The 20,414-nt window shown below is 59.8% G+C and carries 22 protein-coding genes and 1 pseudogene; 14 read left to right on the plus strand and 9 right to left on the minus strand.

Annotation, left to right across the window (positions count from 1 at the left end; translation table 11 throughout):
• Positions 1 to 11 precede the first annotated feature (11 nt).
• The 5 genes from HBN54_RS10175 to HBN54_RS10195 form a co-directional block, all read right to left on the minus strand.
• Positions 12 to 1,064 carry a sugar phosphate isomerase/epimerase family protein gene (locus HBN54_RS10175; protein ID WP_168673093.1) on the minus strand — a complete coding sequence of 351 codons (1,053 nt, stop codon included), beginning with the start codon at positions 1,062 to 1,064 and terminating at the stop codon, positions 12 to 14.
• Between the two features lie 7 nt (positions 1,065 to 1,071).
• Entirely contained in the window at positions 1,072 to 2,223 is a 1,152-nt protein-coding gene (locus HBN54_RS10180; RefSeq protein WP_210428015.1) for a Gfo/Idh/MocA family protein, read from the minus strand.
• A 112-nt stretch (positions 2,224 to 2,335) separates the two neighbouring features.
• The gene (locus HBN54_RS10185) at positions 2,336 to 3,586 is read right to left on the minus strand and encodes a nucleoside permease (RefSeq protein ID WP_168673094.1); all 1,251 of its coding nucleotides are present in this window, start codon (positions 3,584 to 3,586) and stop codon (positions 2,336 to 2,338) included.
• Between the two features lie 155 nt (positions 3,587 to 3,741).
• A complete protein-coding gene (locus HBN54_RS10190; RefSeq protein WP_168673095.1) occupies positions 3,742 to 4,353 on the minus strand; it encodes a gluconate 2-dehydrogenase subunit 3 family protein in 612 nt (203 codons plus the stop codon).
• A 12-nt stretch (positions 4,354 to 4,365) separates the two neighbouring features.
• Positions 4,366 to 6,042: a GMC oxidoreductase gene (locus HBN54_RS10195; protein ID WP_168673096.1), complete on the minus strand. Its 1,677-nt coding sequence runs from the start codon at positions 6,040 to 6,042 to the stop codon at positions 4,366 to 4,368.
• A gap of 324 nt (positions 6,043 to 6,366) precedes the next feature.
• On the opposite strand from HBN54_RS10195, the pseudogene HBN54_RS10200 reads away from it, so the two are divergent.
• Positions 6,367 to 7,828 (plus strand): annotated as a pseudogene (locus tag HBN54_RS10200) (Gfo/Idh/MocA family protein).
• A gap of 126 nt (positions 7,829 to 7,954) precedes the next feature.
• Here the strand turns inward: HBN54_RS10200 and HBN54_RS10205 are convergent.
• A complete protein-coding gene (locus HBN54_RS10205; protein ID WP_210428016.1) occupies positions 7,955 to 8,413 on the minus strand; it encodes a VOC family protein in 459 nt (152 codons plus the stop codon).
• 265 nt (positions 8,414 to 8,678) lie between these two features.
• Here HBN54_RS10205 and kduD point away from each other — a divergent pair, with 265 nt between their 5' ends.
• Positions 8,679 to 9,449, plus strand: coding sequence for a 2-dehydro-3-deoxy-D-gluconate 5-dehydrogenase KduD (gene kduD / locus HBN54_RS10210; RefSeq protein WP_210428017.1), 771 nt, complete (start codon positions 8,679 to 8,681; stop codon positions 9,447 to 9,449).
• A 43-nt stretch (positions 9,450 to 9,492) separates the two neighbouring features.
• Here the strand turns inward: kduD and HBN54_RS10215 are convergent, their stop codons facing one another.
• Complete coding sequence (locus HBN54_RS10215) at positions 9,493 to 10,353, minus strand: fumarylacetoacetate hydrolase family protein (protein ID WP_168673097.1); 861 nt, start codon at positions 10,351 to 10,353, stop codon at positions 9,493 to 9,495.
• A gap of 430 nt (positions 10,354 to 10,783) precedes the next feature.
• Here HBN54_RS10215 and HBN54_RS10220 point away from each other — a divergent pair, with 430 nt between their 5' ends.
• The 4 genes from HBN54_RS10220 (at position 10,784) to HBN54_RS10235 (ending at position 13,822) form a co-directional block, all read left to right on the plus strand.
• Complete coding sequence (locus HBN54_RS10220; protein WP_168673098.1) at positions 10,784 to 11,392, plus strand: hypothetical protein; 609 nt, start codon at positions 10,784 to 10,786, stop codon at positions 11,390 to 11,392.
• Positions 11,393 to 11,464: 72 nt separating this feature from the next.
• The gene (locus HBN54_RS10225) at positions 11,465 to 11,761 is read left to right on the plus strand and encodes a recombinase family protein (RefSeq protein WP_168673099.1); all 297 of its coding nucleotides are present in this window, start codon (positions 11,465 to 11,467) and stop codon (positions 11,759 to 11,761) included.
• Between the two features lie 216 nt (positions 11,762 to 11,977).
• On the plus strand, positions 11,978 to 13,222 hold the full coding sequence (locus HBN54_RS10230; protein ID WP_168673100.1) for a site-specific integrase: 1,245 nt from the start codon (positions 11,978 to 11,980) through the stop codon (positions 13,220 to 13,222).
• A gap of 264 nt (positions 13,223 to 13,486) precedes the next feature.
• Positions 13,487 to 13,822: a helix-turn-helix domain-containing protein gene (locus tag HBN54_RS10235; RefSeq protein WP_168673101.1), complete on the plus strand. Its 336-nt coding sequence runs from the start codon at positions 13,487 to 13,489 to the stop codon at positions 13,820 to 13,822.
• Between the two features lie 80 nt (positions 13,823 to 13,902).
• Here the strand turns inward: HBN54_RS10235 and HBN54_RS10240 are convergent, their stop codons facing one another.
• A complete protein-coding gene (locus tag HBN54_RS10240) occupies positions 13,903 to 14,673 on the minus strand; it encodes a S24 family peptidase (RefSeq protein ID WP_168673102.1) in 771 nt (256 codons plus the stop codon).
• A 218-nt stretch (positions 14,674 to 14,891) separates the two neighbouring features.
• Here HBN54_RS10240 and HBN54_RS10245 point away from each other — a divergent pair, with 218 nt between their 5' ends.
• Genes HBN54_RS10245 through HBN54_RS10280 form a run of 8 tightly spaced genes read left to right on the plus strand, consistent with a single transcriptional unit; the run spans position 14,892 to position 19,313 of the window.
• The gene (locus HBN54_RS10245) at positions 14,892 to 15,167 is read left to right on the plus strand and encodes a hypothetical protein (RefSeq protein ID WP_168673103.1); all 276 of its coding nucleotides are present in this window, start codon (positions 14,892 to 14,894) and stop codon (positions 15,165 to 15,167) included.
• 4 nt (positions 15,168 to 15,171) lie between these two features.
• The gene (locus HBN54_RS10250) at positions 15,172 to 15,456 is read left to right on the plus strand and encodes a helix-turn-helix domain-containing protein (RefSeq protein ID WP_168673104.1); all 285 of its coding nucleotides are present in this window, start codon (positions 15,172 to 15,174) and stop codon (positions 15,454 to 15,456) included.
• A gap of 4 nt (positions 15,457 to 15,460) precedes the next feature.
• Positions 15,461 to 16,372, plus strand: coding sequence for a DNA cytosine methyltransferase (locus HBN54_RS10255; RefSeq protein WP_168673105.1), 912 nt, complete (start codon positions 15,461 to 15,463; stop codon positions 16,370 to 16,372).
• A gap of 2 nt (positions 16,373 to 16,374) precedes the next feature.
• Positions 16,375 to 16,962 (plus strand): hypothetical protein, encoded by a 588-nt coding sequence (locus HBN54_RS10260; RefSeq protein ID WP_168673106.1) that lies wholly within the window; start codon positions 16,375 to 16,377, stop codon positions 16,960 to 16,962.
• A 9-nt stretch (positions 16,963 to 16,971) separates the two neighbouring features.
• Positions 16,972 to 18,018, plus strand: coding sequence for a hypothetical protein (locus HBN54_RS10265; RefSeq protein WP_168673107.1), 1,047 nt, complete (start codon positions 16,972 to 16,974; stop codon positions 18,016 to 18,018).
• Positions 18,011 to 18,748 carry a hypothetical protein gene (locus tag HBN54_RS10270; protein WP_168673108.1) on the plus strand — a complete coding sequence of 246 codons (738 nt, stop codon included), beginning with the start codon at positions 18,011 to 18,013 and terminating at the stop codon, positions 18,746 to 18,748. Before HBN54_RS10265 ends, HBN54_RS10270 begins: the two co-directional genes overlap by 8 nt.
• Complete coding sequence (locus HBN54_RS10275) at positions 18,745 to 18,930, plus strand: hypothetical protein (protein WP_168673109.1); 186 nt, start codon at positions 18,745 to 18,747, stop codon at positions 18,928 to 18,930. The genes HBN54_RS10270 and HBN54_RS10275 overlap by 4 nt, the downstream gene beginning before the upstream one ends.
• Positions 18,921 to 19,313, plus strand: coding sequence for a VRR-NUC domain-containing protein (locus HBN54_RS10280; protein WP_168673110.1), 393 nt, complete (start codon positions 18,921 to 18,923; stop codon positions 19,311 to 19,313). The genes HBN54_RS10275 and HBN54_RS10280 overlap by 10 nt, the downstream gene beginning before the upstream one ends.
• Here the strand turns inward: HBN54_RS10280 and HBN54_RS10285 are convergent.
• Entirely contained in the window at positions 19,310 to 20,398 is a 1,089-nt protein-coding gene (locus HBN54_RS10285; RefSeq protein ID WP_210428018.1) for a helix-turn-helix transcriptional regulator, read from the minus strand. The genes HBN54_RS10280 and HBN54_RS10285 overlap by 4 nt on opposite strands.
• Positions 20,399 to 20,414: the final 16 nt, after the last annotated feature.

The following is a 20,414-nucleotide window of genomic DNA, read 5'->3' on the forward strand; positions in this document are numbered from 1 at the left end:
GAAGGAGGCGGTTAGATTCCGAGCAGGGAATGGTTGAGGGTCGGGTTGGGGGCCGTGGCGGCGAAGTCGTCGAAGGCCTTATCGGTAACGCGGATGATGTGGTCGCGGATGAAAGCGGCCCCTTCGCGGGCGCCGTCCTCAGCACTTTTCAGGGCGCATTCCCACTCCAGCACGGCCCAGCCGGGAAAGTCGTACTGCGCCAGCTTGCTGAAAATGGCTTTAAAATCGACCTGCCCATCGCCCGGCGAACGGAAGCGGCCGGCCCGGTCTACCCAACTCTGGTAGCCGCCGTACACGCCCTGCCGCCCCGTGGGGTTAAACTCGGCATCCTTGACGTGGAACATCTTAATGCGCTCGTGGTAGATATCGATGTAGGCCAGATAATCAAGGCATTGCAGCACGAAATGCGAGGGGTCGTAGAGCAGGCAGGCGCGCGGGTGGTCGTTCACCTCCGTCAAAAACCGCTCGTAGCTGATGCCGTCGTGCAAGTCCTCGCCGGGGTGGATTTCGTAGCACAAGTCCACGCCGCAAGCATCAAACACGTTCAGAATAGGCAGCCAGCGGCGGCCCAGCTCGGCAAAGCCGTCCTCCACCAGCCCGGCCGGGCGCTGCGGCCAGGGGTACACCATGGGCCAGAGCAGCGCCCCGCTGAAGGTGGCGTGGGCCTTCAAACCCAGATTTTGGGAGGCTTTGGCGGCGTATTTCAACTGCTGCACGGCCCATTGCTGGCGGGCCTGGGGGTTGTTGCGATAGGCTTCCGGTGCAAAGCCGTCGAATAACTGGTCGTAGGCCGGGTTCACGGCCACCAGCTGGCCCTGCAGGTGGGTCGATAATTCGGTGATTTCCAGTCCAGCGGCGTTCACGATGCCCCGAATTTCGTCGGCGTAGGTCTGGCTTTCGGCAGCTTTTTGCAGGTCGATGAAGCGCGGGTCGCTGGTGGGCAGCTGCACGCCCTGGTAGCCCAGGCCCTTGGCCCAGGCGCAAATGCCGACCAAGCTGTTGAACGGGGCTTCATTGCCAATAAATTGGGCCAGAAAAATAGCGGGTCCCTGGATGGTCGTCATGGGTAGGTCACACGGTAAATTCGGTCCATTTGGTATCGGCCTGGCCCGAGGCAATAACGTTTTCAATAAAGGCCATGCCCCGGATGCCTTCTTCCAACCCTGGAAAGTCCAGGGCTTCGGACGAGGCCGTTTGGCCAGCCATTTCCGCTTGCAAAGTCAGGGCAAAATTGCGGTAGATGTTGGCGAAGGCTTCGAGGTAGCCCTCGGGGTGGCCGGCGGGGGTGCGGCTGTTGTGCTGCGCAAAAGAGCTAACGTAGCCCGTGCCGGCGCGGTGTATTTCCGTGGGTTTGTCCAGCCACTTCACTTGCAGCGTGTTAGCGTCGGCCTGCTGCCATTCCAGCCCGCCCTTGTCGCCGTAGGCCCGAATGCGGACGTTGTTTTCTTCGCCGGCCGCCACCTGCGTGGCCACCAGCACGCCGCTTGCGCCACCCGTCAGCCGGAGCAGCACCGCGCCGTCATCATCGAGCCGCCGGCCCGGCACCACAGTGTTGATGTCGGCGCAAAGCCTCTCGACCTGAAGGCCGGTCACGTATTCCAACAGGTTGAACGCGTGGGTGCCGATGTCGCCCATGGCCCCGGCAATGCCGCTGCGGGCGGGGTCGGTGCGCCAGGCTGCCTGCTTGTTATCGGTGCCTTCCTCGAAGGCGCTGAGCCAGCCCTGCGGATACTCCACGTAGGCCTTGCGGATGGGGCCAAAGATATTATTAGCAATGAGCTGGCGGGCTTCCTTCACCATCGGGTAGCCGGTGTAGGTGTGGGTGAGGCAGAGTTTACGGCCGCTGGCGGTGGCAATTTCCTTTAGCTGTTTCGCCTCGGCCAGCGAGAAAGTCATCGGCTTATCGAGGATGACGTGGAAGCCGTTTTGCAGCGCCATTTTGGCCGGCGCAAAATGTAGGTGGTTGGGCGTAACGATAGATATAACCTGCACCCGCTCGGCTTCGGGCCGCAGTTTTTCCTGCGTAATCATTTCCTCAAAGGAGGCATACACGCGGCCGGGGGCCAGGTTCAGGAGTACGCCCGTGGCCCGCGACTTCTCCGCGTCGCTGCTGAACGCGCCAGCCGTGAGCTCATACAGGCCATCGAGGGCGGCGGCCATGCGGTGGATGCCGCCGATGAATGCGCCCTGTCCGCCGCCAATCATGCCCAGTCGTAGTTTCATGGGAAAAGTGTAGTGCGAGAAGTAGAGACGCATTTTTGCGTCTCATCGTTGAACGGAACCGTTGAACAGCGCTGCCGCAAGCCGTTCAAAGACGAGACGCAAAGATGCGTCTCTACACCTCCAGCCGCGCATTGGCCTCGGCGTAGTCAATTACCTCCGCTGGCACGGGCGCATTCTGGTCTTTAAAAAGCAGCACAAACACGGCCAGCACCACGGCCGCAATGCCGGCCGGAATCAGCCAGATGGTGTGCCAGTCGTGCAGGTCGCCGGTGGTTTTGTGGGCGTCCACAATCTGCCCCGACAGCAGGGAGCCGATGAGCATGCCCACCCCGTAGGTGGCCAGAGTGATGAAGCCCTGCGCCGCGCTTTTCGACTGCTCGCCAGCGAGATTGTCGGTGTAAATCTGGCCCGTTACGAAGAAGAAGTCGTAGCAGATGCCGTGCAGCACAATGCCCGCAATCAGCATCCAGTAGGCCGAATCGCCGTTGCCGTAGGCAAAAAAGATGTACCGCACCACCCAGGCCAACATGCCGATGGCCAGCATCTTCTTTACGCCCAGTCGCACAAAAAACACCGGAATCAGCAGCATAAACAGCACTTCCGAAACCTGCCCGAGGCTCTGAACCCCGGCGGCCGATTTCATGCCCGTTTCATTCAGAAACGGGTTGGTGAAGCCGTAGTAAAACGATAGTGGAATGCAGATGGCCACCGACGACAGGAAGAAAATCAGGTACGAGCGGTTCTTCAGCAGCCCGATGGCTTCCAGGCCCATTATCTCGCCCATGGTGGCGGGGCCGGCCTTTTTGATGGGCGGCGTGGGCGGCAGCGTGAAGCTGAACACCCCCAGCAGGGCCGAGGCCCCAGCTGCCATCTGAAACGTAAGGCCGAGGTTGCCGCGCTGCTCCCAGTTCAGCCAGCCGATGGTGATGCCGGCGATAATCCAGCCCAGCGTGCCCAGCACCCGGATGTTGGCAAATTCCTTCTGCGGATTCTGCATCTGCCTGAATGAGATGGAGTTCACCAGCGCCAGCGTGGGCATGTACACAATCATGTACATGAGCACGTAGGGGTAGAAGGCTGAAAAGTCGCCCGCCCGCGATGCCAGCCACAGCAGCACCGCGCCCGTCAGGTGCAGCACGCCCAGGATTTTCTGGGCCGAAAAGTACCGGTCGGCAATCAGCCCGATGATGAACGGGGCCACGATGGCCCCCACCGACTGCGTGAGAAACGCGCTGCCCACCTGCGTGCCCGTGGTGTGCAGGTTCTGCAGCAGGTAGGTGCCCAACGTCACAAACCAGGCCCCCCAGATGAAGAACTCCAGGAACATCATCAGGGACAGCTTAAAGCGGATGGCAGGCGTCATGGGCAGGAAGGTTGCGTGAGAAAGGAATTCGAATGAGAAATAGAACGTCATGCAGAGCGCAGCGAAGCATCTTTAGCGCTTCGCCTGACGCCAAAACCTCGCCCCTGCCGGGCACGGCCCCGGCAGGGGCGAGGTTTCCCCGCGAGCGGGTCGTCTCAGGTAGTGGCCCAGGCCCGGTCGCCCTTTTTATAGGGCACGTTGCCGTCGTAGCGGCCGGGGATGGGTAGGTAGCGCAGGGCCTTCGTCGCGCCTACTTCCGAGGTGAAGAAGCCCAGCAGCGTAAGCTCCTTCATCATGCGGAAGTAGTGGGCGGGGTCGTCTTTCTGCTTGTTTTGGGTGAAGGCTTTCTGCTCGGCATCGAGCGAAGTGAGGAAGGTGGTGCGCTGGGCGGGGTCGCAGGCGAGGAAGCCTTTGCCGGTCTTCGCCTTGCAGTCCTGGTCGATTTTGGTGAGGCCGTTGAGGAAGGTTTTCTGGTCGGCGGGCGTGTAGCAGTCGCGCACCATCACGCTCATAAAGCTGCCCACCTGGGCGGCTTTGGCCCCCGGCGTCTGGGTGGCGGGCAGAATGGTTTCGCCCACTTCATCGAGCAGGCCCACTTGGTTGGCATCCAGAAACGGCTTCGCTTCTTTGGCCACCGGCGTATCGCCAGCGGCGGTTTTCTCGTCCTTTTTAGCGGGCGAGGAGCAGCTGGTCAGGAAAAAGTCAGCGCCGATAACGGTGCCACCCATGATGATGGCCACGCGGGCGAGGGCGTCTCTTCTGTTCATGATGGGGGGCGGTTAGATGTTTTGCTTTTTGAGCTCGCTCACGGCGTGGTCTACGGCGCGGGCCGTGAGGGCCATGTAGGTGAGCGAGGGGTTCTGGCAGGCGGCCGAGGTCATGGCCGCGCCATCGGTCACGTACACGTTGGGGGCGTCCCACACTTGGTTGTGGCCATTGAGCACCGATGTTTTGGGGTCGCGGCCCATGCGGGCAGTGCCCATCTCGTGGATGCCGCCGCCCAGCGTGTAGCCGTTATTATAAGTCCTTACGTTCTTCAGGCCCGCTTTTTCCAGCATTTCCAGCCCGTCCTGCATCATGTCGATGCGCATTTTCTGCTCGTTGTCGCGAATGCTGGCATCGAAGGCCAGCACGGGCAGGCCCCACTTATCCTTTTTGGTTTTGTCGATGGTTACCTGGTTGTCGTGGTAGGGCAGGGTTTCGCCGAAGCCGGTGATGCCCATCGTCCACTTGCCGGGCTCGGTGAGGGCGTCCTTGAAGTCGCCGCCGATGCTCATTTCCGGGATGTCGCGGCTCCAGCCCTCGCGCCCGGCACTGCCCTGGTAGCCAAAGCCGCGAATGTAGTCGCGCTTATCGCCGAAGAGGTTGCGGAAGCGCGGGATGTAAATGCCGTTGGCGCGGCGGCCATACACGTATTTGTCCTCGAAACCCTCTACGTCGCCGTGCGCGCCGGCCCGGAAGTGGTGGTCCATCAGGTTGTGGCCCAGCTCGCCGCTGCTGCTGCCCAGGCCGCCGGGCCACACGTCGGTGGCCGAGTTCATCAGTATCCAGGTTGAATTGAGCGTGGACGCATTGAGGAAGATGACCTTAGCAAAATATTCGATGGTCTGGTTGGTTTCGGCATCAAGCACTTCCACGCCCTTGGCCCGCTTGGTGTCCTTGTCGTAGAGAATGCGGGTGACGATGGAAAACGGGCGCAGCGTGAGGTTGCCGGTGGCCACGGCCGCCGGCAGCGTGGCCGACTGCGTGCTGAAATACGACCCGAACGGGCAGCCCAGCCAGCATTTGTTGCGGTACTGGCAGTTCACGCGGTTGTGGTGCGGCATCGTGATGTTGGCCGTGCGGCCGATGACCATGCGCCGGTGCGCGTAGTTCTTCTTGATGCGGGCGGCCACGTCCTTTTCCACCACGTTCATCTCCATGGGCGGCATAAACTCGCCGTCGGGCAGCTGCGGCAGCCCCTCTTTGGAGCCGCTGATGCCGGCAAATTTCTCCACGTAGCTGTACCACGGAGCCATTTCCTTGTAGCGCACGGGCCAGTCCACGGCAATGCCGTCCTTGGCGTTGGCCTCAAAGTCGAAGTCGCTCAGGCGGTACGACTGCCGGCCCCACATCAGCGAGCGGCCGCCCACCTGGTAGCCCCGGAACCAGTCGAAGGGCTTAATTTCCACGTAGGGGCTGTCCTTGTCGCTGGCCCAGTAGCTCAGGTTGGTTTCGTTTAGGGTGTAGTCGCGCTTCAGCACCGGGTAGTTGGCAATCATCTCCTGGGTTTTGCCGCCGCGATGCTCGTATTCCCACGGGGCCTTGTTGGCGTTCACGTAGTCCTTGATGTGCTCCACGTTGCGGCCCCGCTCCAACATAATGGTTTTGAGGCCTTTCTCGGTCAATTCCTTCGCCGCCCAGCCCCCCGAGATACCCGACCCGATGACGATGGCGTCATATGTATTTTTTTCCATGTTACGCTAACAAGTGATGTGGAATTTGAGAAAGGAATCAATTGAGCCGTCAGGGCAGGGCATGGGCTGGCAAGCAGTATGGGCCACGCGTTGCAAGCAAATATAAAATAATTTGTTGCCGCCCAACCACAACGTGGCCAATAATTTACATAATATTGTTACTGATGAGTGTGCACGCACTTACCTTGCTAATCAACCTGCTGCGCTGCCTGCTGACTAATAAGGGTTTTGGATATCGCAAATAATTTATTGTCAAATGTTTATGCCGTTTCGCCGGTTGACTTTTGACTTTCTTTCCTGGCTCAACAATTCCACTAACTACCCATGAGCAAACTTCCTGAATTGCCGCTGAGCAACCCGCCCGAAGCGCCATCGCGGCGCGAGTTCCTGAAGCAGGGGGCCGCCGCTGCGGCCGTGTTCATGATTGTGCCGCGCTTCGTGCTGGGCGGCCGGGGCTACACCGCGCCCAGCGACCAGCTGGTGGTGGCTGGCGTGGGCGTGGGCGGCAAGGGCGAAAGCGACCTGGCCGCCTTCGCCAAAACCGGCAAAGTCCGCATCGGCTATCTATGCGACGTGGACGACCGCCGCGCCGCCCGCTCGGTGCAGGCATTTCCGCAGGCCAGGTACTATAAGGACTGGCGGCAGCTGCTCGATAAGGAGGGCAAGAATTTCGATGCCGTATCGGTGGCCACGCCCGACCACAACCACGCCGTGATTACCCTGGCCGCCATGCAGCTGGGCAAGCACGTCTACGTGCAAAAGCCCCTCACCCACGATATCTACGAAGCCCGCGCCCTCACCGAGGCCGCCAAACGCTACAAAGTGGTGACCCAGATGGGCAACCAGGGCGCATCCGGCGACGGCGTGCGCCAGCTTCAGGAATGGTACGATGCCCGCCTCATCGGCGAGGTGCACACCGTGTATTGCTGGACCGACCGGCCGGTATGGCCGCAAGGCATTCCCTGGCCCGCGCCGGCGTCCGGCGTGCCCAAAGAGCTGGACTGGGACCTGTGGCTGGGCACCGCGCCCCAGCGGCCCTACGTCGATAAGCTGGTGCCCTTCAACTGGCGCGGGTGGTGGGAGTACGGCACCGGCGCGCTCGGCGACATGGGCTGCCACCTGATGGAAGCGCCGTTCCGGGTGCTGAATCTGGGCTATGCCACGGCGGTGCAGGCCAGCGTGGGCAGCGTGTATGTGGATGAGTTTAAGCGCGGCTATTTCCCCGACAGCTGCCCGCCCTCCAGCCACGTCACGCTCACGTTTCCCAAAACCAATAAGACCAAGCACGAGGTCACGATGCACTGGATGGACGGCGGCATTCAGCCCGAGCGCCCCGAGGAATTAGGCCCCAACGAGAAGTTCGGCGACGGCGGCAACGGCATCCTGTTCATTGGCAAAAAAGGCAAAATGATGGCCAGCACCTACGCCGCCGACCCACGCCTTGCCCACCTCCCGCACCAACGAAGTGCACGTAAAACCCACCCTGGCCCGCGTGCCCGACGGGGCCAACGGCCACTACGCCCAGTGGGTGGAGGCCTGCCTGGCCGGCTACGGCAACAAGGCCGTCAGCTCGCCCTTCGAGCTGGCCGGCCCGCTCACCGAAGCCCTGCTCATGGCCAACCTCGCCATTCGCGGCTACGATATTCAGCGCCCAAAAACCACCGGCGCGGGCTTCGACTACCCCGGCCGCGGCATTGAGCTGCTATGGGACCCGCAGCAGCTGCGCGTCACCAACTTCGAGGACGCCAACCAGTTTGTGAAGCGCACCTACCGGCCGGGCTGGTAGGAGCGGGGCAAGCGGGCGGAAAGCCGTCATGCAGAGCGCAGCGAAGCATCTTTACCGCAATAGTAATTGATTGCGTTGAGCGGTAAAGATGCTTCGCCGCGCTCTGCATGACGGTCAATTTATATTCTAAAACGGGTCGTCGTTCACCTCCACCCAGTAATTATCCGGGTCCTGCAAATACACCTGCTTCACCCCATCGGGCCGGGCCGTCGATTCTTTGGCGAGCCCGGCCCAGCTGCCGTAGGTGGTGGCGAGCTGGTCGAGGTGAGCGGTGAATTTTTTCAGGTCTTTCACGCTGAAAGCCAGGTGCATGTTTTTATCGTGCGGCTCCACTTTGGCCGCGCCCTGAATGATGTGCAGCTGGCTGTGCGGCCCCATCCGAAACCAGACGTGCCGGCCGTCCTTGAACGGCTCCGGAATCTGCTGCAATTCGAGCACTTTGCCGTAGAAATCCACGCTTTTCTGCAGGTCGAAGACGTAGAGCGCGACGTGGCTGACCGCCGGTTGGCTTTGGGCCGCAGCTGGTGCCGTGCTACTCAGCGCCATCAGCAGGCCTAATGCACCCTTAAAAAGCGTTTTCTTCATGGTTGAGGAAGTGGCTTGGCCGTGCGAACCGACCGGTGAAAACGGCGGCAAGGTGCAATTATTTTTCGGGTCGCAGTGCTTCAGCTTTCTGATTTGCAGCAGATTGAGCTATTGAAAGCGCATTGTTAGAGCGGCTGAATATGTTCGCGCTGCTCATGCGTGTAGCATAAGCACCGACCATGCCCGGTAGCGTGTGGAAGCGAGCCCCGGGCGAGCGGCGTTACTTTTGGGCAGTCGCGTTTTTCAGCCCCCCATTCTCCTCCGCATGAGCATCGATTCCGCCTTCCGCCTGACCGGTAAAATTGCGCTGGTAACCGGCTGTAACAAAGGCATTGGCCAGGCCATGGCCCTGGGGCTGGCCGAGGCCGGGGCCGACATAATCGGCGTATCGGCCACGCTGGCGGCCGATGGTGGCGACACTGGCCGCCTGGTGCGAGCCCTGGGCCGCGATTTCCACGCCTATCAAGCCGATTTCAGCCAGCGCGCCGCCACCGATGCCTTCATCGCGCAGGTGCAGCAGGATTTTCCGCGCATCGACATTCTCATCAACAATGCCGGCACCATTCGCCGCGCCCCCGCCGCCGCGCATTCCGACGAGGATTGGGACGATGTGCTGGCCATCAACCTCGATGTGCCGTTCCGGCTGGCCCGCGCGGTGGGCAGCCAGATGCTGCGGCAGGGGAGTGGCAAAATCATCTTCACGGCCTCCCTGCTCACTTTCCAGGGCGGCATCAACGTGCCCGGCTACGCGGCCAGCAAGGGCGCCATCGGCAGCCTGGTGAAGGCGCTGGCCAACGAGTGGGCCGGCCGGGGGGTGAACGTGAATGCCATCGCGCCCGGCTATATTGCCACCGACAACACCACCGCCCTGCGCCAGGACGAGGAGCGTAGCCAGACCATTCTGGGCCGTATTCCGGCCGGCCGCTGGGGCACCCCGGATGATTTCAAGGGCCCCACCGTATTTCTGGCCTCGGCTGCTTCCGACTACGTGCACGGCACCATCCTCACCGTGGACGGCGGCTGGATGGGGCGGTAGCAGGAGGGTCAATTTTAACGCAATAAGCCAGGCTTGTTGTGGCTCAGGAGGTTGCTGAATAGGCTTTCACCTCCTGGCGGGAGGTGCCCAACCCGTCGATGCCCAGCTCCACTACATCGCCGGGCTGGAGGTACACGGGCGGCTTCAGGCCCAGGCCCACGCCGGCGGGCGTGCCGGTCGAGATAATGTCGCCGGGCAGAAGCGTCATGAACTGGCTGAGGTAGGAAATCAGAAAAGGAATTTTGAAGATGAGGTTGGCGGTAGTGCCGTCCTGCATCATCCGGCCGTTCACCGAGAGCCAGAGGCGCAGGTTGTTTACGTCTCCGATTTCATCGGGCGTAGCCAGAAACGGGCCCACGGGCGCAAAGGTGTCGCAGCCCTTGCCCTTGTCCCAGGTGCCGCTGCGCTCCAGCTGAAACGCACGCTCCGACACGTCGTTGTGCAGCGTGTAGCCGGCGATATATTGGTGCGCATCGGCCTCTTCCACGTAAGAAGCCCGCTTGCCGATAACCACGGCCAGCTCCACTTCCCAGTCGGTTTTCACCGAGTTTTTGGGGATGATGAGGTCGTCGTTCGGCCCCACATAGGCCGTGGTCGACTTCATGAACAGCACCGGTTCGGGTGGGGGCGTGGCCCCGGTTTCGCGGGCGTGGTCGGCGTAGTTCAGGCCGATGCACAGGATTTTGGAGGGCCGAGCCACCGGCGGCCCGAGGCGCTCGCCGGTGGCGATGGGAGCTAGTTGGCCTTCGTTGGCCAGCAGGAATTCTGCGAGCCGCTGCAGGCCGTTGGAGGCGAAAAATGCCTCATTATACTCTTCGCCGAAGGCCGAAACGTCAAATTGCTGGTCCTGGATGATGACGCCCGGCTTCTCGTAGCCAGGCTGGCCGTAACGGATTAATTTCATTGTAGGGCAGTGTATGTCTGGAAATGAATACTAAAAGAACGTCAGGCTGAGTGTTATCGAAGCATTTACACTCAATAATAATCGAATTTCCCGCCCGGTGGAGATGCTGCAACTGTGCGCGGCACGCTACGCTACGTAAGCCGACAGCCCCAACTCCTTAGCTGACGGGCGCATTCTGGATGGTCTTATCAAGTGCATAAACGGCCATAAACGCAGGTTTTCTGGGCCGTTTTTTTGCACCGTTTATTGGAGGGCTCGGAGTTTACGAAACTCATCTCTAATTTGAGTTTCGTAAACTCCAACTGGGCAGCTAGGCTAGTTTAGCCTCTCCGCAAGTGAGCCGAAGTAGCAGTTTAGGAAACCGAGGATACATTTAAAACAATTGCTTTTGCATTGGGGCGTTAACAGCCCTCCGTTCTACTTTCGCTCGATGCTGCGCTCCCTCCACTTACTACCCGCTGTCGTCATGGTCCTGCTGGGTAATGGCCCCGGTCATCCCAAGAAGTTGAGCACGCGACCACCGGCCGAATCGACACTCAACCCGGAACTACACCGCGCGTGGACGCAATTTGCCCAAGCGGTGCGAGCGAATGACCTGCCCGCCCTGCGACAATTGTCGGCGGCGTGCATTCAGTGCACCGATTGCGTGACGAATACCGCAGCCGAAGAAACGGCCTTCGAAACCTACAAGGACCAAAACCCCAATACGTGGTACGACGAGCTGTTCGATTCTTTTAGCTTTATCCCCGCCGATGCCTTCTGGCGCAAGGACGGTCCCCTGATTTTTGACGCAAAAACCAAGTCGCGTCTACTGAATCCGGCCAAGCTGCGGTTCGCAGCGAACGACCACAACAAAGCGGGGTATGTAGCACCTTGTTTGATTTTGCCCGCGCAAGCGGCCTCGTCTCATGTCGACGAAGTGCTCCTAACCTACATCGAGCCCTATCCTTCTGGACAGGGGGAAGGAATGCAAAAAGCATTCGCTTTTGTAAAAACCAAGCAGGGCTACAAGTTTTGCGGCTATTCCACCATTCCGTAGCCCAGCAAGCCAGTTACTTGTTCAATTTAACGGTAGAATAAATCTACGAGGTTGCACGGGTAATTTTTGGGTATGAGAGTAGCCATCTATGCCCGTGTATCGACGAAAGAAAAGGGACAGGACCCGGGGAATCAGGTTCACCAGTTACGCGAGTTTGCCGAGAAGCACGGCAGCATTTATAAGGTGTTCACCGAAGAGGTGTCGGGTGGTAAGTTCGACCGCGCCCAGTTCAAGCAACTGCAGCTCGAAGCCTACCAGAAGAAGCTTGCCCGGGTCGTGTTCTGGCGGTTGGACCGCTTTAGCCGCGAAGGGGCGCTGCCCACGCTCAAGTACCCAGCCATATGCCACCCTTTTATGTTTGGGCAATAAAAAAAGGCCATTTCCGATGAGGAAATGGCCTTTCTAGCAAACTGGCGGTCTGGACGGGACTAAAATCCTGGTATTTCAGCATACCTCATTGCATTTAAAAAGTGCCTTAAATGGGCTGAAAAGGCATTATTTGGTATGATAAGAATTAGGGAAATACCGTAAGGTTTGTTAAATTTGTCCCCTCTGCTGTCCCCCGGACTCTTAACGCCTCACAAAATGCCCGAAGCCAAATTTGTACTAAAAGAGCCCGGCGCTTCCGGGTCCACCCTCATCTACCTCTTCTATAATTTCAACCAGCAGCGGTTGAAGATGAGTACCAAACTAAGCATCCCGCCGGCGCAGTGGCTGCCCGAGAAGCAGCGGGCCGTCGCCGGTAAGAAGTACCCCCACAACGCCGACCTGAACCTTCGACTCAACCAAATCCACGCAGGTGTAAACCAGGCCTTCCTCCGCTTGCAAACCCTCGATGAGCCCATCACCCCGGAGACGCTGAAAGCCGAGCTGGAAATCGAGCTAGGAGCAGAGCGTCTATCGGCCCGGCCTATTATGCTGGCCGATTTCGCCGAGCGCCTCACCGAGGAACTGGCCGGCAGCCGGGCCGCCAACACCCTGCAGGTGTACCGCTCCAGCATCCAGCACCTGCGCGACTTTGAGAAGCACAGCCGCCGGCGCTACGATTTCACGGCCATCAATCTGGAGTTCTACAACAAATTCACCGATTACCTCAGCACCAAGAAAGGCCACACCCCCAACACGGTGGGCAAAATTATCAAGACGCTCAAGTCGTTTCTGACCGAAGCCGTCGAACGGAAGCTGCACACCAATCTCGATTACAAGAGCAAGCGGTTCAAGGTTGAGAAGGAGGAAACCGAAGCTATCTACCTTACCGTCCCCGAACTCACCACGCTGGCCCACCTCGAACTATCCGTCGGCTCCTCCCTGGCCAACGTCCGCGACATCTTCGTATTTGGGGCCTTCACCGGCCTGCGTTTCTCCGACCTGGCCCAGCTATCCAAAGTCGCCGTCAGTGGCAAGGAAGGGCAGAAGGTGCTGAAGGTGCGCACCCAGAAAACCGACAAGGTTGTCGTCATCCCCCTGCACCCGCTGGCCGAACTCATCCTCTCCCGCAACGAAGGCTACCCGCCCAGAGCCTACAGCAACCCCGCCACCAACCGGCTGCTAAAGGAGCTGGCCCAGAAAGCCGGCTTTACGGACCCGGTAGAAGTAAGCACTGCCACCGGCAAAGCAGTCAAGCAAAAGTGGGAGCTGGTCACCACGCATACCGCCCGCCGCTCCTTTTGCACCAATGCCTACTTGGCTAATATCCCATTGCCGGCCATCATGGCGCTGTCGGGCCATTCCAAAACCCAAACCTTCATGTCGTACATCCGCATCACCGCCGAAGAAAACGCCACGCAATTACTGACGCACGCTTTTTTTCGAAATACTCCGGCCGGATAATAAAATACCACCAATAATACCCTGAAAGTGGCCCGCTCCAACGGACCACTTTTTTTGTGAATAGTCGTTATTTTTTCTGCTTCCGCTAATTGACTGACGAATAGTGTTATACTCGTCTAAATTACACAAGCTGCTTCGTTAATAATATGCCGTTACCAGCCGCGTGCATGTAATTACAAAGAGCTGATAACAAGGATTTTGTTGATGATTTTCGACGCCTTAAGTTTGGATATAATTATTCAAAACGCCTGAAAATCCAGCGAAATGAGCGAGCCCTATATTTTATTTCCGGTCCCCCTGAGCGAATTAAAAACGCTGATTCACGATGCTGTCTCCGAATGCCTAGCCGCAACGTCAGCCAGTAGAACCGGCGACTCTCCCGATGGCCTAATTAGCCGCGAAGAGGCTGCCGACCTGCTCCACATCAGCTACCAGACGCTGGCCAAACGCACCCAGAGCGGCGAGTTTGTCGCCTACCGGGTGGGCTCGCGGGTGCTCTACAAGCGCACCGAGCTCATTGCCGCCCTTATTCCTACCAACCGCTACACGGTGCCCGGTAACAAGCGCGGCCCGAAACCGAAGCTCCGAGCCGCTGCATAAGCTGCTTTCAACATTTCCACCTGTAGGTAGGGTAGGAGCAAGCCTTTGTCATAAACTACAACTCTGCTACCCAACACTTCCTACGAAACCTCCAACATCGGCCCGCGCAGCTCCACCGAGCCCCGCGCACTGTTGTTCAGGAAACGCATTACTTCCAGGTAGTTGTGGCCCATCTCCTCGATGGCTTCCCGAAGCCGTACCAGCGCACTATCCGGCCGCCCAGGTGCATTGGTGCAGACGATGCCCCGCACCATCCACAGCTCCAGCAAGTCGCTTACCGGCATGGTGTGTACCTGGTACTGCCCCGTATTGTCCGAGTGAAGTTCAATGGTGCCCCGCCGGTCCGTGATAGGCGCTACCAGCCGCTTCAGCAGCACATTTTCGGCCGTCACCAGCACGTAACTTTCATCAGGACGCAGCTGGTCCCAGCGGTCCACGAAAGAGCAAATTACAATATCGTGGTGCTTGAAACTCGGGTACATACTGTCGCCCGCTACCTCAAAGGCCCGGTGGGCGCCCGAGAAGCCCGGGATGTGGAAAGGCTTCAGGTCACCCACGTACTGTTCCTGGTTAAAGGAGTGCGAATAGCCCGCCTGTGCCTGTACGGGCACAAACACCGTGTTTTCCTTACCCGTCCGGTCTACCGTCACAGTCAGCACTTGGCCGCTGGTTAAGCCCCGGTAGGGCATTGTCGGCCTCGGCGTCATGATGTTTCCCGATAGGTGAGGAGCCTCAACGCCCGGCCGCAGCATCGGGCCGCGGCCCATCAGCAGCCAGTCGCCGGAAATCTCGGGGAAGGTTGCCAGCAATTCCACCAGCGAATCATACCCTGGCTTGAAGTCACCTGCCAAGAACTTATAAACTTTTGAGGCATTCGTGTGCCCCAGTTTTTGGCTGGCTTGGTTTGCATTCAATTGATAGTGAGCCAGAATCTGCTTTATTCTGTCACTAACGCCAGTTGGATTTTCCATGCCTCTCGTAATTTATTGTCTCTTTTCGGAAGATTTATTCGTTAGTTTGTACGAAGAGCATCACTTCTTACAAACAAATGTAACAAATTACCAAGAGTATGCAAGACCTTACGACAAAATCCCCTATAAGTTCTGACAAGGAGCCCACCTTGCGCGACCTCTACGACCGCATGGGCCCTCGAAACGGCATCGCCGGCCGCGTGGTAGCGCAACTGGCCGCCGAAGGAGTCAGCGTGGCCGTGAGCACGGTGTTCAACGTCATCTACGGCCGCTCCAGCCACGCCGCAGTTACGGAAGCCTTCCTGACGGTGGTAGCCGCCGAGAAGCAGCGCCGGGCTGACATCGTCGCCCGTACCAAAGCCCTCGCCGACTAACGCCATGCAGGTAGCCCTTCTGGTCCCCGAAAACGAGTGGCGCACCTTGCTCAGCACCGTCAGCAAGTTGGAGGAAGCGCACGCCGCCGCCCTGGCTGCCGCGCCCGCGCCCGACGACATCCTGACCGTGCCCCAGGCCGCCGAAGCCCTCGGCCTTACCCCCGAAGCTGTCCGCCGCGCCCGCCGCGAGGGCCGCCTCAAAGGCATCCGCCGCAACGAAAAGGAGTGGGGTTTCCACCGCTCCGTCATCGAGCAGTTTCCTCGCCGCTACCACCGCCAGGGCCAGTAAGCCAATGTCTCACGCCCTCACCCACGGTGCCCTTTGCAACGGCATCGGCGGCTTCGCGCTGGCTGCCCGCAAAGCCGGCATCCGCACCATCTGGACTTGCGAAACGGACCCGTTTTGCAACGCCGTCAGCCGCCGCCACTTCCCCAGTGCCCATCAATACGGCACCATCTACGATGTCCACCACCCGCCCCGCCCCGACATTATTTCCGCCGGCTACCCTTGCCAGCCAGTTAGCCTGGCCGGGCACCGCGCAGGCGCGGCAGATGACCGCTGGCTCTGGCCGGAAGTGCTGCGCCTTGTTGCCCAATGCCGGCCCGGCTGGTTCCTTGGTGAAAATGTTGCTGGCCACGTCACAATGGGCCTCGACGGCGTGCTTTCTGACCTGGAAGCCGCAGGCTACGAAGTCTGGCCGGTTGTTATTCCGGCTTGCGCCCTCGACGCCCCGCACCGCCGCGACCGGGTCTGGATTATTGCCCACGCCCACGACGACCGACGCCGGCACCGGCCGCATCAACCGCAGTCCGAGCCCCAATGCCACTCCGCGCCCGACCCTGGCGCTCTATTTCAAGCTGCTGCCCACCCCGATAGCCAACGACGCGGCCAACCCCCAGGCCTACCCATCACGGACGAGCCGGAAGCGCCCCAGCGAGTTCCGGGGCCTGGCGGCAGCACTGGCCCAGCAGAACCCGGAAACGGCTGGCCTCTATCTGAACCCCCGCTTCGTCCTCGAGCTGATGGGCTTCCCGCCCACCTGGTGCGACCTGACGGAACCGGAGATGCAGCAGGTCCGCCGCCTGACCCGCGCCACTGGCGCCGCCACGCGCTCCGCGCCGTCGGCAACGCGCTAGTTCCGCAGATTCCCGCCCTGTTTTTTCAATTCATCGCCGACCACGAAGCCGGCCTAATTCTTCCCTAACCATGTCGCAGCTGCTTCCCATTGTCGGCCCTGCCGGGTCGGACCCGGATAGTCCCGAGGCCACCACGTCCATCATCAGCATCCAGAAGGCCAAGCTCAAAGACCAGCACCTGACGTGCGAATTCACCGAGCAGCGCACCCAGGATGCCCCCCCGCGCAGCTTCGCACTCACCTGTGCCGAGCAGGTTCACCCCGACCTGCCCCACCGCCTCAGCCGCCTGGTCCCGCACCTGTGCCTGCTCACCGAGCAGCTGACCGAGGGCCCCGACTACTGGCCCGACGAGTCCGAAGAACTGCCCGCCCTATTCGAGCAATTCACCGTCACCGGCTTCTCGATGGGCCGCAACCAAAGCGGCGTCACGCTCATCGGCCAGCGCGAGCTCACCGGCGGCCGGGTGCTCAACCTCACCACGCCCTACCAATGCTTCGACGACGAGCAGGGCAGCTACCCCTACGCGCCCCTGCTCGAGACGGAGCTACTGGAGGCCCTGACCGAAGTCGAAGCCGCCCTACGCGGTAAATGCACCGACTTCCGCCAGCTCGATTTGTTCGAGCAGCCGGCCGCCGCGCAGCTAGGTGGGCCCCAGTAGTCTGCCGTCGTGAATTATGTGCAGCACACCCGCGCCGCTCACGAGCGGCTACGCGCCCAGGCTGGGGCCACCCCGCACCACGTCAGCCTGTATTGGGCCCTGTTTTTTCAGTGGAACGCCGCCCGCTTTCCCACGGCCCTCGACCTCGACCACGCCGTCACCATGCAGGCCGCCCGCATCGGCAGCCGTCACACCTACCGCGCTACCCTGCGCGACCTCGACGCCTGGAACCTGCTCTCCTACCACCCCAGCCAGTCCCGCTACGACCACAGCCGCTGCCTCCTGCGCGACCTGTCCGGTCCCGACATGGTGCCACCAAGCCCCGCTGCATCGGGGCCAGAAGTAGCCCCGATGCCCCCCCGCACCGAGGCCACTTCTGGCCCACATAAAACTGCCGCATCGGAGCCAGAAGTGGCCCAAGCACTTAGGTCAGAAGTGGTCCTGATGAAGGGTCCATGTGGGCCAGAAGTGGCCCAAGACACTATAGTAAGTAAAACAATAGTCTTAAACAGTGTAGTAGTAAACGGCGACGCCGCCACTGCAAAAAAAAAGAAGGGGCCTGCGGCGCTCCCCGACGAAGGGCTTTCAGAAGCGGAGGTTTTCAACCCCGACTTACCGGCCGACGACCCAGGCGCAGCCCCAAAAAAGAAAGTTGCGCCAAAGAAAAAAGGGGTACGCGTCGACACCATCCGCGCAGCAGCCTCCACCGGCCCCAACGAGCCGCTCCGGCGTGCCCCGCTCCCCGAGGTGCTTTTCCGACAGTCGGCGCTTTACGAGTTCGAGGCCTTTACCGCGGCCTTCACCGGCACCGATTACGCCCTGGCTGACCTGCGCCACTACCACCAGCTCATCGATAACTGGCGCGACAAAAAAACCGGGCTGCCGCCCCTGCGCCGCGATTGGGTCGCTACCTCCAAAAAATTCATGCTCAATGATGCAGCTGACAACCGCCTTAAACTCGCCCCCGGAACCCACCAGCACCCGCCTGGCCAGCACAGCCCCAACCCCGGAACACGGCCTGCTTCAACTGGCTACCGCTCCAAGTACGATGCGTGAGTTGGCCAGCACCCCCAACCCCGAAGCCCGCGCCCTGCTGGCCGAGGTTTCGGTGGGCCTCACCGTAGCCCAGGCCGCCGCCGCGCCCAAGCTATTCCAACTGCGCCACCGCCTGGGCGAAACCGTGCTGGTAAAGCTACTGGTAGTCGTGCTGCGGGCCTTTATGGACTCGCTACGCGTGCCCGACAAACCCGACGCGGCCGATATCCTGGAACTGGCCGACACGCTGGCCCATACCTACACCCACGACAGCCTGAAGGACATCATTCTGGCTTTGAAAGAGGCCCGCACCCATGGCACCAAGTTCTACCAGTCGCTCGACGTGAGCACCCTCTACCGGCTTATCGCCGAGTATTTCACCCGCAAGGCGGCCTACCTCGAAAACCGCCACCTCGACCAGAAAGCCAACGGGGCTAGTACCCAAGCCGCCGACGTGAAGCTACTCGGCGATGCGGCCCCCAAGCTGCTCGAAAATGTGGCCCAGCAGATTCCCGCCGACCACCCCAACGCCGAGGCCTTGCGCCAGAAGCTCACCATCACCAACCAAAAAGCCCGCCGCGGCCTCATCACCCCCCTGGAAGCCGAGCAGCAGCGCGCCGAGGTTCGCCAGGCTACCGAGCGCAAGCCCCGCAACTCCTGGCAGGCTAGCCCCGAAGCCCAGGCTGCTATCAACGCCCGCCACCGCCAGGAAGACCAGGCCCTGGCCGACAAATACTACGTCCGCTCATGAATCCCGATAACTCCAATACCGCTTACTACCGCGCTAGCTGCGGCAGCCTCTACCGCGTCCGCACCCTGCAAGCCCGCCGCCGCACCCACGCCTCCAATTTCAGTCCCGAGTACGCCACTCACCCTGACGAGGTAGCCCGCCTAGTTGCCATCGGTTACTTCGTTCCAGCCCTATGCCCATAGCCGCCGAGCACCAGCAGACCCCACTTGATTTCGGTACCATGACGGCCGGCGAAATCACCGGGGCCATCTTAAAATACCTCATCACCCAAGGCTACACCGTCTGGAGCCAAAACACCACCTACATATACGACCCCGACGCCCAATGCTGGCGCGTCAACCCTCAGGGCATACGAGGCGTCCCCGACATCATCGGCTTCCGCAACCGCGACGGCCTATTCATCGGCGTCGAAGTCAAAGCCGGCCGCGACCAGTTGCGTCTCCACCAAAAGCAGTTTCTTGATGAGTTGAAAGGTGCTGGTGGCCTGGCATTCGTGGCTCACGACCTCGCCCGATTTCAACGGTCATTTGTGCTTAGGGGGTTAGTTCTGCTGAAAGAGTTTTAACGTGTTGTCAGTTGGTAGTTTTCCAGAGCCCGCGCTAATTCCATTTGTATCTGGTTTCGTAATTCCACAGGCTCAATAACCTCCACATCAGCACCATACCCTAATAGCAGTGTTATTAATTCTCGCGTTGGCACCACTTTTAATCGCACAATCTCCTCACCTTCAGCTATGTCCACCTGCTGAGATGAGTGCAGTGGCTTAGTAAGGATGTAGGGCAGGCGGTTTGCTGAAAAACGCAGTTTGATGTCCAGTAGTGCAGCCCGCGGAAGCACTGACATGCCGATAAGATTTGCAAAAAAGGTGGTAGGGTCATCCTCACTTTGTTGATATCTCTCCTCGCTAGGTGCGACGCCCTGTATTCGGTCAAGGGCAAAGACAGATGCTCCCGGTAGCCGCCCATGCCGCTGTCCTATCACAAACCAGCGCCCATTATATTGCTTCAATAGGTGTAAGTGAACGACTTCGCGTCGCGCTTCTGGAGCATGAAATGGTTGATAGGTTAGCCACTGTGTTTGCTGATTCTTTATTGCCGTGTACAATTGGCTGAGCCATTGCTGCCCCTGAACATTTGCCGGTTGCTCAAACTGCAGTACTACCCGCTCATTCAGTCCGTCTTGGTAGCTGAGCCGCATTTCAAGGCGTTGTACCACACCGTGCAATTCCTCTGATATGCCTAGTCCCTGCAGTTGTTCGAGAGCACCTAACGCCTGCTGCAATACTACCAAGTCATCAATCGTAAGCGGATTGTTGAATATTGAGTACTCCTCTTCACTGTAATGATAGCCATTTTCAGCGTCCCATGCTATAGGGGCATCGTACCCAGTTGCGCCCCCACTGCGCATGTTCTTTAAATCTTCCCGAAGCGTCCGTATGCTGATGTCCCCCCCTTCGCCTGATTGCTCGCCAACCACCGTTGACACCTCGCGGCGTAGCTTTTCAAAGGTCCATCTGTGCGCTTTGCGCCGGAGACAAGCGTCAATGACTGCGTAGCGCAACAGCGCATTCTTACTTGTAGGCATGCTTTTTTTAAAAAAAAATCTGGCTGTGCAGTTTGGCTGCACACCAGTGTAGTTGCTTTGTTCCATCGCTCAGCAACACCCC

This window comes from Hymenobacter artigasi (genome assembly GCF_012275535.1).
In the GTDB taxonomy this organism is placed as follows: Bacteria; Bacteroidota; Bacteroidia; order Cytophagales; family Hymenobacteraceae; genus Hymenobacter; species Hymenobacter artigasi.